The sequence below is a fragment of the Acinetobacter seifertii genome, from assembly GCF_000368065.1.
In the GTDB taxonomy this organism is placed as follows: Bacteria; Pseudomonadota; Gammaproteobacteria; order Pseudomonadales; family Moraxellaceae; genus Acinetobacter; species Acinetobacter seifertii.
In genome coordinates, this window is sequence record NZ_KB851200.1 from 1,486,721 (window position 1) to 1,498,864 (window position 12,144).

The window sequence follows — 12,144 nt, forward strand, 5'->3', positions numbered from 1 at the left end:
TGCCTGCTAACTGTGCCTGCTAACTGTGCCTGCTAACTGTGCCTGCTAACTGTGCCTGCTAACTGTGCAGTGGTATGACGTTTATAGCGCACTTGCAATAGTTTATAGCCTTATATCCATTCAACTTTTCATTTAACACATTAGTAAAACAATATGTTATTTAAGAATAATAAGTATTTTCTAAATAAAATCAGTTACTTTTCATAATTTAAAAAAGTTGGCACTGTTTTTGATATGCAGATATTGGAAAAATTTTATATCCGATGTGGGGAATACCTGTGAAAAAAATCAAAACTTTAGTTCTTGCCATGAGTGCTGTTAGCCTAACAGGTATAATGGTGCCAGCCCATGCTGCTACTGATGCAGAAGTAGATGCTTTACGCAAAGAGGTCGGTGAATTAAAACAACTGGTTCAGCAATTATCAAGTCAGCAAAAAATAGCACTTGCAGCTAATACTCCAGCAGCTCCACAAACTGCAACTGTGGCAAATCCACCTGCTCCACAAGGCAAACCTGGATGGATGCAAATGCCTGATGGGCAAACTCAAGTTAAGCTCTATGGAAACGTACGAGTAGATGCAACTTATGACTTTAAAGGTTCAAATGGAAGCATTTCAAATGCAGCCAATTACCCATTAAATAAAGATGATCCAAGACAAGATTCTTTAAATGTATCTGCTGCAACTACACGTATTGGTCTAGATATTCTTCGACCTACCCAATATGGTGATTTAACCGGAAAAATTGAAGCCGACTTTATGGGGGGTAATGGCGACAATGGCAGTGGAACTTTCCGTGTACGCCATGCTTATATGTCTTTAGGTAAATGGTTAGCAGGTCAAACGACTTCACCTTTCGTAAATACCGATACATCTCCAGAAACATTAGACTTTACAGGTGCAGTGGGCACAGGAACAACCCGTACCGTCCAAGTCCGCTATACCCAGCCGATTGATGCGCAACAAAAAATCTTATTTGCTTTAGAAGGTGGCGATGTTGAAAAAGTAGGAAATGTTGCGGGTGGAAGCCGTTTCCCTGCTCTAACAACGCGTTATGATTTTAAAACTGCCGATAATAAAGGCTTATTACAACTTCATGGGCTTGCTCACGAAAACCGTGTCGCACCTAAAGATAGTTCATCTGAAGAAAAATTTGGTTGGGGTGTCGGCATAGGCGGAAAGTATGATATTACCCCTCAAGATAGTGTTATGGCGAATTACTACCATGTTAAAGGCGATGGTCGATATTTATCTTATAGCAACTCTGCTTATGCATACGACACAGTTAGTCAAGATATCAACTTAGGAGAATTTGATAGCGCTGTTATTGGTTATCAACGCAAATGGAATCCAATATTACGTTCTACTTTCGCAATTGGTGGAGTTCAGTATAAAGATAACAGCACATACGCTAATACTAATTTAAATAACACCAGCTATAACAAAGAAATTTATAATGCGCTGGTTAATTTAATCTGGAACCCAGTTAAGAACATTGACTTAGGTGCAGAATACACTTACGGCCAGCGTGAAACATTTGCAGGTGATAAAGGCGATTACTCACGTATAAATTTACTTGCTAAATATAATTTCTAAAAGCTAGATATAAAAAAAGAGCCTTTAAAGGCTCTTTTTTTTATTGTCACAATTAATGCATTGCCTGAATTTTCTCTAAGAAAAGTTTAGCGCGCTCGTGACGAGCCTCTAAATTATCAAAAAATTCATTGGTTGGACAATCTTCAAGAATTTTGCCTTCATCCATGAAAATTAAACGGTTCGATACTCGTTTAGCAAAACCCATTTCATGAGTAACACACATCATGGTCATACCTTCATTTGCAAGTTGTACCATCACTTCAAGCACTTCTCCTACCATTTCAGGGTCGAGTGCCGAAGTAGGTTCATCAAACAACATACAGATTGGGTCCATAGATAACCCGCGAGCAATTGCAACACGTTGTTGTTGTCCACCAGAAAGTTGTCCTGGAAATTTATCTTTATGCGCAAGTAACCCAACTCGTTCCAGATACTTAAGTCCCTTTTCACGAGCTTCAGCAACTGAGCGTTTTAATACCTTCACTTGAGCAATCGTTAAATTTTCCAAAACTGTCATGTGCGGAAAAAGTTCAAAGTGCTGAAACACCATTCCTACGCGAGAACGGAATTTTGCAAGATCAGTTTTTGGATCTTTTAATGAAACCCCATCAACAATAATGTCACCTTGCTGAAATGGTTCTAAAGCATTTACGGTTTTAATGAGCGTTGATTTTCCTGAACCAGATGGCCCGCAAACAACAACGACATCACCTTTTTCAATACTCGTCGTGCAATCTGTTAAAACCTGAAAATCACCATACCATTTAGAGATATGTTGGATGTCTATCATTGGCATTTAAAATCTCCAATTAGCGAATGATGGCAATTTTTTTCTGTAAGCGTTTGACTAATTGCGATAGTACAAACGAGCTACAGAAATACACCACAGCGACGATTAAGTAGAATGTTGCTTTTGTTTCAGGACCATAGGTATTAGCCAGTGTATCTGCACGACCTAAGAAGTCTGGTGCACTAATCACATAGACTAATGACACATCCTGAAAGAGAATAATGGTTTGAGTAAGTAATACTGGGAGCATATTACGGAAGGCCTGCGGTAACACCACATAACGCATAGATTGACCATAGGTGAAACCTAAAGCGTAGCCTGCATTGACCTGACCTTTTGAAATAGACTGAATACCGGAACGTACAATTTCCGAGAAAAATGCAGCTTCAAAAATCGCAAAGGTCACAACACTCGAAAATAATGGCCCCCAATAAGTATCTGATTGAAACTCAAATATTTTCGGCAACAAAAAATAGAAAATAAAGATGACCTGAATTAATGGAATACCACGAAATAGATCGACATAGAACTTCGCAAAGTTACTTGCGATTGCGCTGTTAGATAAACGCATCATTGCCAATGGAGTTCCTATCAGGATCCCTCCCATCATCGCAAGTACCGTTACCGTAAGCGTGAAGATAAAACCTTCTTTGAGTGCAGCAATAACATCAGGATTATGTAATAGAGAAAAATCCATAATTATTTTCCTCCCGAACCTAAACCTGGTACAGCCATACGTTTTTCAATCCATGCCATCACAAATTTAATGGTGTAGGTAATGATTAAATAAACCGGTGTAGACAGAATAAGAATGATAATGTCCTGAGAAGTCTCTTCTCGCATGGTTTTGGTATAAGCGAAGAAGTTCAAAACACTTAACGCATATAGAACCGCTGAGTTCTTAAAAACGTTCATTGCTTCTGAAGTAATGGTTGGCCATACAGTACGGTATGCAACTGGTAAAATCACATAACGATAACTTTGCGCCGTTGTAAAACCCATTGCAGAAGCTGCGAACTTTTGTCCGCGAGAAACTGTGTTAATCCCCGCTCTTACATGCTCAGAAACACGTGCTGCGGTATATAGTCCCAAAGCAAAAACACCAATAACAGCAGGATGATGATTTAGAAGGTTTTTCCACCATCCACCTGCTACAACGTCTCCACTTCCGGCACTTAAACTATCTGGTAAGAACTCTGGGAATACAAAAGCCCAGAAGAATAACTGTACAATTAAAGGAATATTACGGAATATTTCGACATAACAGTTGCCGATAAATGCAAGCGGTTTGTTGGGTAAAGTACGAATTACCCCGAGGAGAGAACCTAATAAAAATGCGATAAGAAAGGCTACAACAGCAGTCCATACCATAGTAAAGACACCAGAACCTAACATTTGTAACCATGTGGGCGCCTCAGAATAAGCATTGTAGCTAGAGCTACCAATGACTTTACAAACTGATTCTGCCCATGCGGCTTTATCGACACCATATTCATTAGACTCCGCACAGAATATAGTCCAGTTTAGCGAGCCGACTGACATGTTTGCCCCTTAAATGAATATCTTAGAAAATAGACCACTTGTGCAAATGAGATTTTACACTTGCACAAGTAAATTTAGGACAAAAGGAACGTGTTAGATCCCTGCATCTGTTGGGTGGGCTTTAAGCTTTTTGTAAGATGCACTTGGCTGCATATTTAAATTAGTATTTTTTGGTGGAATTGGAGATAAGAACCATTTCTTATATAAAGCGTCCATTTGACCAGTTTTCCATAAATTATTTACGGTACGGTCGGCAACTGCTTTAAATTTTGGATCATCTTTAGCAATCATGATGCCATAAGGTTCTGACGAAAGTACTGGCCCTACAATTGCGAATGCTTTTGGTGTAGATGACTTAGCAATTAGACCAGCTAAGATATTGTCATCCATTACAAATGCTGCGGCACGGCCAGATGCCATCATGGCAAATGAGTCAGAATGGTCTTTACCATAAATGTTTTGTACATTAAGTGACTGACCTTTTTCATTCATTTTAATGTACTTGTCAGATGTTGTACCTTGAGTCGTAACAACTGCTTTACCATTTAAATCAGCTAGACTCTTAATACCAGAGTTTGCTTTAACAGCCATGCGCACTTCTGTTGCATAGTAGTTCGTTGAAAAACCAACTTGTTGCTGACGCTGTTTAGAGTTTGTAGTCGTACCACATTCCATATCAATATTTCCTGCTAAAAGCTCAGGAATACGTGTTGATGAAGTGACTGCCTTGTATTCAACTTTTAAACCAGGCATTTTCAATTCTTTCTTAATATCATTTGCGAACTGGTTACAAATGTCGACTGCATAACCTACTGGTTTACCTCCAACAACGTATGAAATTGGGTCGGATGATTCTCGGTGACCAATAACGATTTTTCCAGTACTTTTGATTTTTGCTAATGTGTCTGCTGCCTGTATTTGAGAAGTAGCACCAACCGTACAAAGCATAATTGTTGAAACAATGAGAGAGGTTGCAGAACGTTTCATAAGAACTCCTTGATGATCATTCCTCTATTTGTCTACAGAATCATTCTTATAGAGAAATAAAGTGATTTATTATTAAATTGCAATTATCGAGCCAACTTTTCCAAGTAGGACTTCATCCATTTGCTTCACTTATTATTTATCTGTTTCGCAGAGTTAATACCTTTAAAACTGCTCACATGTTTCTACTTTAATCTATATTTTAATCTTCTGTCTATTATTAAGCTCATCTAATTACACTTAAATGTGGCAATTTTTGATTACATTGTAAACACATGCACAATAAAGTGGCTTAATTTTTTCTAAAAACTGTTTTTAGAAAAACTATTTTATTAATAAAAAGAAAAATTAATTTTATTAGGCATTTAGACTAAAAGTCTAAGTTTGTAATTTAAAAACAAAACCAACCTCAAAATAATAAATAAAAATGTTTTAATAAAATTCATTTATAAAATTTATAGTCATGTTTTTTACAATTAAAATATTTCTACAAATATAAAAAAAGCCCGATTTATTTCGAGCTTTTTTAGAAAACCTATAGATTAAATGCCTCGCCAATCAACACGTGCATTTCTTTCTGTTTGATATATTCTTAAAACATATTGTCCAAGGGGCAAATCAAGTAAAGCTTTCTGATAATTGCTCCACTCTGGCGACACCTCTTCATCCTCTTCGGATTCCCATGGTGTACCTTTTATTTCAAGTAAAGGTGCAAGCATAGAACATACTGAGATATCGGCGAGACTTAAGCGGTCTCCAACCATATAACGTGCTTGGTTTTCGATGAGGTACTGATTCAACTCATTTATAAGTTCATCCATACGCTCTTTTGACTGACTTACTAGCTCCTCTTCAAGCTTATAGTTCTTCTTTACTAAAGTTTTGAGGAAAGGTTTTGATATTTTTTCAAACTGGCGTAAGTAACCTTGCTCACCCATCATAATTTCTAAAGCATGGTCGCCATGGGCTAAAGTATGAGCAAGTGCCCAACGACGTACATGTACACCAAGTTCATCTGCCAAGCTATCTATCTTGAGCGTTTGTTGACGAAGTTGTTCATCACGGCGCAAAAGTACATGCTCTGGATAAGTATCATCCAGATAAAGTGCAATTTTAGTTGATTCAGCAATCCAACGTTGGTCATCTTTCAAAATTGGCAATAAATTTTGCCCGGTTTTGAGTTGTGCAAATGCACGATGGAAGCCTGGAATCAAATTATGTGCAACGTAATCAAGTTCTTTATGGTCTAACAACCAGCGAGCTTTTTCACAATAATGAGACAAAGGAAACTGATACAAAACCCGCATAAAATCTCCACGTTTATTTTTATTTGACTATTCGTACAAAAATCGTCTTAGGTAAATAGATACTTTAGAAGCTATTTTTAATGAAAACAATGGATATTGTGCTCATTTTTCACTGACAGTTAGGTCTATATTTTTTATATCTTTTTTTACCGTACTTATAGCTCTTTTTCATATTAAAACCAGTTTAGTAATTTTCCCAACCAATAAATTTTATAATTAATTGATTTATAATGAATTTCTATATCTATATTTATCTATTAAAAATCAAAAAAAGTGCTTTGCATTTTTATTCATAAGCTGAGCATAAGTCCTCGTTTAGTGGAAAAATATTTCTTTTGTAAGGTAATGACAGCAATACAAGGTGTCATTATGTCTAATTCTCTATCTAAAACGACGGCATACGTCCAAGTCATTCAAAATGATCAACAAGCCATTAATGCTGCTTATCAAGTGGCTGATTTTGCTTTAGAGGGTCGTAATACACGTGATCAACAACGCCAACTTCCTTTTGAGCAAATCGAAAGCTTTAGTCAAAAAGGTTTAGGTGGAATTCGCATTGCAAAAAAATATGGCGGTGCTTTTGTGTCCAATAAAACTTTGGCTCAAGTCTTTCGTATTTTAAGTAAAGGCGATGCCAATGTTGGTCAAATTCCACAAAATCAAATTAGTCTGTTAAACCTCGTCGAAATCTTGGGTACAGAACAACAAAAACAATTTATTTTTTCAGAAATATTGGCAGGCAAACGTCTTGCTAATGGTGGACCAGAACGTAATACACATGACTCAAAAACACTAAAAACCACACTTACCATTGAAAACGGTAAATACATATTAAACGGTGAAAAATTTTATTCGACAGGTACAAGTTTTGCGCATTGGCTCGCAATTAAAGCGGTTCATCCCGAAGGTCATGTGGTTTTAGTGATTGTGAATCGAGATGCTCAAGGTATTGAAGTCATTAATGACTGGAATGGTTTTGGTCAGCGTACGACAGCGAGTGGTACGGTTAAATTAAATCATGTTGAAGTTAATCCTGAACTTATTCTTGATGAACGCTTATTAACTAAAGCCCCTACTTATCGCGGTGCCTATTCTCAGTTATTACAAGTAGCCATTGATGTTGGGATTGCGGAAGCTGCATTTGAAGATACGTTATCGACTATTCATAAAGCACGTCCAATTATTGATGCAAATGTTGAAAAAGCCAGCTTTGAACATTACACCCTGCAAGAAGTAGGTAAGTTAAATATTTTACTCGACGCTGCAATTTTACTACTTGATGAAGCTGCTGAATATTTAGATGAACTTGACCAACTTCAGACTGTGACTGATGAACAGGTAGCAAAAGCTTCAATTTTGGTTGCTGAAGCAAAAGTCTATGCCAATGATGCGGCTCTACAAATCTCTGAAAAACTACTAGAACTAGGCGGTAGTCGTTCAAGCTTAAGCCAACACAATTTAGACCAACATTGGCGAAATGCCCGTGTACATACCTTACACGACCCTGTTCGCTGGAAAATACATGCCATTGGCAATTATTACCTTAATGGTCATTTCCCTGCCCGCCATGCCTGGATTTAAGGAGAAATTGTCATGACTTCATATCAATCGGTTCAAACAAAGCAAACATCGGCATCTGGCCAAGCACACATTATTCAAAATGATGCTGAAGCATTAGAAGTTGCCAAACAGTTTGCTGAGCAATTTAAAAAAACCGCAGTTGAGCGAGACTCTAAACGAATTTTACCGTATACCGAAATTGATGCTTTGAGCCAATCTGGTCTTTGGGCAATTACAGTGCCAAAGCAATATGGCGGTGCTGAAGTTTCAAGTCATACCGTTGCTAAAGTGATTGCTCTTTTAAGCGGTGCAGATGGTTCAATCGGACAAATTCCACAAAATCATTTTTATGCTTTAGAAGTATTGCGCAATACTGGTACAGAAGCTCAAAAACAACGTTTATACGGCGAAGTTTTAAATGGCACTCGCTTTGGTAATGCACTTGCCGAGTTTAAAACTAAAACTTCAACTCATAAACAAACGAATATCCGTCCTCACGAAAATGGATATCTCATTCAGGGTGAAAAGTTTTACTGCACAGGAAGTTTATTTGCTCACCGTATTCCAACCTTAGTTTTAGATGATGCGGGTCGAGAATACCTAGCCTTTGTAAAAAGTGGTTCACAAGGATTGAAACTTGTTGATGACTGGTCTGGCTTTGGGCAGAAAACCACAGGCAGCGGCACAGTTAAATTTGATCAGGTTTTTGTAGATGCAGATGATGTTATTCCTTTTGATAATGCATTTTTACAACCAACCTTAGTGGGCCCTTTTGCCCAAATTATGCATGCATCAATTGAGGTAGGCATTGCTCGGGCGGCCTTTGAAGAAAGCTTGCAAAGAGTACATCAAGCTCGCCCATGGATTGATTCAAATGTAGAAACGGCTAACCAAGATCCTTTAACGATTTATGAATTAGGACGCATTGCCGTAGATGTACGGGCAAGTGAAGTGTTATTAAAACAAGCTGCTCAATCAATTGATGCCGCAAAAATTGAAACCACACCTGAAAGCATTGCAAAAGCTTCAATTGATGTGGCCAAAGTGCGTGCTCATAGTAGCGATATTGCACTCAAAGCATCCTCTAAGCTCATTGAACTTGCAGGAAGTCGTGGCAGTCAGTCACAGGATGGTCTAGACCGTTTCTGGCGCAATGCGCGCGTACATACGTTGCATGATGCTGCACGATGGAAATATTACTTTATTGGGAACTATGTTCTTAACGGTGTTCTACCGCCTCGTCGGGGGACATTATAATGGCAGATTTTAAAGCGAAAGAAATTTTACTCAATGCATTCGATATGAACTGTGTTGGACATATCAATCATGGCTTATGGACACATCCACGTGATGAATCACATCGTTTTAATGAACTGAGCTACTGGACAGAACAAGCCAAAACCTTAGAAAGTGGTTTATTTGATGGTTTGTTTATTGCGGACATTACAGGTGTGTATGACGTCTATCAAAATGGTATTGATCTGACTTTAAAAGAGTCCATTCAGCTTCCGAGCCATGACCCATCTACACTTATTTCAGCTATGGCGGCAGTTACTCAAAACTTGAGTTTTGGGGTCACTGTGAACTTGAGCTATGAACATCCGTATCAATTTGCCCGCCGTTTTGCGAGTCTTGACCATTTAACTCAAGGTCGTATTGGCTGGAATATCGTGACAGGTTATCTAGATAGTGCCGAACGCTTAATTGGTCAAAAAGGTTTAAAAGACCACGATGCTCGCTATGAACAAGCTGAAGAATTTTTAGAGCTTTGCTATAAATATTGGGAAGGTTCATGGGAAAACGACGCCGTAAAAAAAGATAAAGTACAGCGTGTTTTTACAGACCCTTCTAAAGTTCACACCATTCACCACCACGGAAAATATTACCAAAGTGAAGGTGTTTTTCAGGTGTCTCCTTCTGTGCAACGCACCCCGACACTGTTTCAAGCAGGTGCTTCACCAAAAGGTATGCAGTTTGCGACGCGTCATGCTGAGTGTGTATTTATTGGTGGCGACAAACCCGAAAAAATACGCGAACAAGTGAAAAAGATTCGTGCGTTTGCCGAACAGCAAGGCCGTTTAGCGGATGACATTAAAGTCTTTGTCGGTATAACTGTTGTTGTTGCCGACACACATGATCTCGCTGTACAGAAACTTAATGAATATCGTCAGTATGCAAGTCCTGAAGCAGGCCTAGCGCATTATGCGAGTTCAACTGGCATCGACTTAAGTAAATTTGCCGACGATGAAGCGATTCCTTACCAAAAAAGTAACAGTATTGTTTCGATTACCGAAAAATTTAAAGAACAACAAATCACGAAAAATGACTTAAAAGCTCAACATGTTTTAGGTGGTCGTTATCCCCTCATCGTGGGCAGTGGCGAAGAAGTTGCTGAATACTTAATTCATCTTTTAGATGAGACCGATATTGATGGTTTTAATTTGACACGTACAGTTGCACCTGAGTCTCACCACGACTTTATTCGCTTGGTTATTCCTGAACTACAGCAACGTGGTCGCTATAAAACTGCATATAAAATGGGTTCACTACGGAACAAAATATTTAATCGGGGTGATCAATTACCAGAACAACACCCTGTTCAAGCGTTCCGATGTAGTCCCTATAACAACAGCAAAAACTTAACAAAAATTGAAGAAATAATCGCTTAAATTTGGAGATAGACATGGCTCAAACAGCCTCAAAAAAATGGCTAGGCGTAGGCCTAGTCGTTGTAGTCCTTTTTGTTGCTTTATTCTTATGGAATAAACATCGTCAAAGTGGCTCAAATGAACTTGTGATTGGTATTAGTCCACCATTTGCAAAACCTTTACAAGCTGCTGCAGATGAAGCAAAGAAACAAGGTTTAAATGTAAAACTGGTTGAGTTTTCTGACTGGAACACACCAAACATTACCTTAAATCATGGGGATATTGATGCGAACTTTTTCCAGCATCAACCTTTCTTAGACAATGCAATTAAAGAAACAGGCTTTAAATTAAAGGCATTTGCAGTAGGTGCAGCCTCACATGTGGGACTTTACTCAAAAAAGTATAAAAGCTTAGATGAATTGCCACAAAACGCACGCGTAGTCATCCCAAATGATCCGGTGAATCAAGGTCGTGCACTACTACTTTTACAGCAAGCTAAATTAATTACGCTTAAAGATTCAAACAACCATTTATCTGCACTCAAAGATGTTGTTTCAAATCCTAAAAACTTGCAATTCATTGAAGTTGAGGGGCCACAGACTGCTCGTGCAATTGATGATGTTGACTTGGCTTTTGGCTATCCACATTACTTACGTTTAGCAAAAACAGCTGACCCTAATAGTGCGCTTTTACTTGATGACAATACCAATAAACGTTATGCAATTTTGTTTGTAGTGCGTGATGACTATCAGGATAAGGGCGAAAAATTAAAGAAATTTGTTGAGATCTATCAAAACTCGCCAAAAGTTAAAGCTGTGTTAGATGCTGAGATTGGCCCAAAACTTTGGTTCCCTGGCTGGAAGTAATAACGGAAAGATTATGGCGATTCAGTTCAAACAGCATAAGCCTTGGTTACTCGGAATTACGATTTTAATCGTAGTTCTGAGCCTTGTCGGTTACCGTTATATTAAAAATAAACAAGCCGATGATGTTTTAACGATTGGCATTAGCCCGCCTTATGCTGAGCTATTACAAAGCGTTGCCAATGAAGTAGAAAAGCAAGGCGTTCATGTCAAACTCGTTGAATTTTCTGATTGGCGAGCACCCAATGTTGCCGTACAAAACGGTGATATTGATACAAACTTTTTCCAGCAAAGCGTATTTCTACGTAATGCTGTTAAAGAAACGGGTTATGACTTACATGCATTTGGTGTGGGTTCAGGAAGTCATGTGGGTTTATATTCAAAAAAATATAAATCACTTGAAGATTTACCTTTAAATGCACGTGTTGCTATTCCAAATGATCCGGTTAATTTAGCCCGTGCTTTAATTTTATTGCATCGTGCTGGCTTAATTCAGCTTAAAGATATTAATAATGAACTTTCAACTACTCAAGACATTATTGATAATCCGAAACAGCTGAGCTTCGTTGAAGTTGAAGGACCACAGACAGCACATGCCTATAACGATGTCGATTTAATTTTCGGCTTCCCGCACTACTTAAAAATGGCAAAGGTAACCGACCCACATAGCGCATTATTTTTAGATCCAATCGATAAAAAATATGCAATTTTGTTTGTGACTCGTCGCGATTACCAAGATAAAAACCAAAAACTTGCAACCTTTGTTAAAGCATTCCAGAACTCAAAACAAGCACAAGATATTCTGGATAAAGACTTTGGTAAAGGTATGTGGTTTCAAGGCTGGAAATAAGGAGA

General features: G+C 38.2%; 11 protein-coding genes. 6 read left to right on the forward strand and 5 right to left on the reverse strand.

Translation table 11 applies throughout. The features are described from left to right. Positions 1–278: 278 nt before the first annotated feature. Positions 279–1,595, forward strand: coding sequence for a DcaP family trimeric outer membrane transporter (locus F985_RS14465; RefSeq protein ID WP_212749718.1), 1,317 nt, complete (start codon positions 279–281; stop codon positions 1,593–1,595). 52 nt (positions 1,596–1,647) lie between these two features. Here the strand turns inward: F985_RS14465 and F985_RS14470 are convergent, their stop codons facing one another. The 5 genes from F985_RS14470 to F985_RS14490 form a co-directional block, all read right to left on the reverse strand. Continuing rightward, entirely contained in the window at positions 1,648–2,391 is a 744-nt protein-coding gene (locus F985_RS14470) for an amino acid ABC transporter ATP-binding protein (protein WP_004702133.1), read from the reverse strand. A gap of 13 nt (positions 2,392–2,404) precedes the next feature. Continuing rightward, positions 2,405–3,082 (reverse strand): amino acid ABC transporter permease, encoded by a 678-nt coding sequence (locus F985_RS14475; RefSeq protein WP_004702135.1) that lies wholly within the window; start codon positions 3,080–3,082, stop codon positions 2,405–2,407. A gap of 2 nt (positions 3,083–3,084) precedes the next feature. Then, positions 3,085–3,927, reverse strand: a complete 843-nt coding sequence (locus tag F985_RS14480) for an amino acid ABC transporter permease (RefSeq protein WP_004702137.1) — start codon at positions 3,925–3,927, stop codon at positions 3,085–3,087. A 93-nt stretch (positions 3,928–4,020) separates the two neighbouring features. Continuing rightward, positions 4,021–4,914 (reverse strand): amino acid ABC transporter substrate-binding protein, encoded by an 894-nt coding sequence (locus tag F985_RS14485; RefSeq protein ID WP_004702139.1) that lies wholly within the window; start codon positions 4,912–4,914, stop codon positions 4,021–4,023. A gap of 539 nt (positions 4,915–5,453) precedes the next feature. After that, positions 5,454–6,218 carry a glutathione S-transferase family protein gene (locus tag F985_RS14490; protein WP_004702140.1) on the reverse strand — a complete coding sequence of 255 codons (765 nt, stop codon included), beginning with the start codon at positions 6,216–6,218 and terminating at the stop codon, positions 5,454–5,456. Between the two features lie 345 nt (positions 6,219–6,563). On the opposite strand from F985_RS14490, the gene F985_RS14495 reads away from it, so the two are divergent. From F985_RS14495 to F985_RS14515, 5 genes are read left to right on the forward strand one after another with little or no spacing between them, the layout of a single operon-like run. After that, positions 6,564–7,799, forward strand: coding sequence for an SfnB family sulfur acquisition oxidoreductase (locus F985_RS14495; RefSeq protein ID WP_081401295.1), 1,236 nt, complete (start codon positions 6,564–6,566; stop codon positions 7,797–7,799). A gap of 12 nt (positions 7,800–7,811) precedes the next feature. Further along, on the forward strand, positions 7,812–9,035 hold the full coding sequence (locus F985_RS14500; RefSeq protein WP_004702145.1) for an SfnB family sulfur acquisition oxidoreductase: 1,224 nt from the start codon (positions 7,812–7,814) through the stop codon (positions 9,033–9,035). After that, positions 9,035–10,447 carry an LLM class flavin-dependent oxidoreductase gene (locus tag F985_RS14505; protein ID WP_004702147.1) on the forward strand — a complete coding sequence of 471 codons (1,413 nt, stop codon included), beginning with the start codon at positions 9,035–9,037 and terminating at the stop codon, positions 10,445–10,447. Before F985_RS14500 ends, F985_RS14505 begins: the two co-directional genes overlap by 1 nt. A gap of 14 nt (positions 10,448–10,461) precedes the next feature. Beyond that, positions 10,462–11,292, forward strand: coding sequence for a MetQ/NlpA family ABC transporter substrate-binding protein (locus F985_RS14510; RefSeq protein WP_004702148.1), 831 nt, complete (start codon positions 10,462–10,464; stop codon positions 11,290–11,292). Between the two features lie 13 nt (positions 11,293–11,305). Next, positions 11,306–12,139 carry a MetQ/NlpA family ABC transporter substrate-binding protein gene (locus tag F985_RS14515; RefSeq protein ID WP_004702150.1) on the forward strand — a complete coding sequence of 278 codons (834 nt, stop codon included), beginning with the start codon at positions 11,306–11,308 and terminating at the stop codon, positions 12,137–12,139. Positions 12,140–12,144: the final 5 nt, after the last annotated feature.

What these genes read in the sequence shown, in the direction of transcription:
- F985_RS14515 (WP_004702150.1), top strand. Translation starts at nt 11,306, where the DNA reads ATGGCGATTCAGTTCAAACAGCATAAGCCTTGGTTACTCGGAATTACG.
- F985_RS14470 (WP_004702133.1), bottom strand. Translation starts at nt 2,391, where the DNA reads ATGCCAATGATAGACATCCAACATATCTCTAAATGGTATGGTGATTTT.
- F985_RS14510 (WP_004702148.1), top strand. Translation starts at nt 10,462, where the DNA reads ATGGCTCAAACAGCCTCAAAAAAATGGCTAGGCGTAGGCCTAGTCGTT.
- F985_RS14505 (WP_004702147.1), top strand. Translation starts at nt 9,035, where the DNA reads ATGGCAGATTTTAAAGCGAAAGAAATTTTACTCAATGCATTCGATATG.
- F985_RS14490 (WP_004702140.1), bottom strand. Translation starts at nt 6,218, where the DNA reads ATGCGGGTTTTGTATCAGTTTCCTTTGTCTCATTATTGTGAAAAAGCT.
- F985_RS14480 (WP_004702137.1), bottom strand. Translation starts at nt 3,927, where the DNA reads ATGTCAGTCGGCTCGCTAAACTGGACTATATTCTGTGCGGAGTCTAAT.
- F985_RS14495 (WP_081401295.1), top strand. Translation starts at nt 6,564, where the DNA reads ATGACAGCAATACAAGGTGTCATTATGTCTAATTCTCTATCTAAAACG.
- F985_RS14500 (WP_004702145.1), top strand. Translation starts at nt 7,812, where the DNA reads ATGACTTCATATCAATCGGTTCAAACAAAGCAAACATCGGCATCTGGC.
- F985_RS14485 (WP_004702139.1), bottom strand. Translation starts at nt 4,914, where the DNA reads ATGAAACGTTCTGCAACCTCTCTCATTGTTTCAACAATTATGCTTTGT.
- F985_RS14475 (WP_004702135.1), bottom strand. Translation starts at nt 3,082, where the DNA reads ATGGATTTTTCTCTATTACATAATCCTGATGTTATTGCTGCACTCAAA.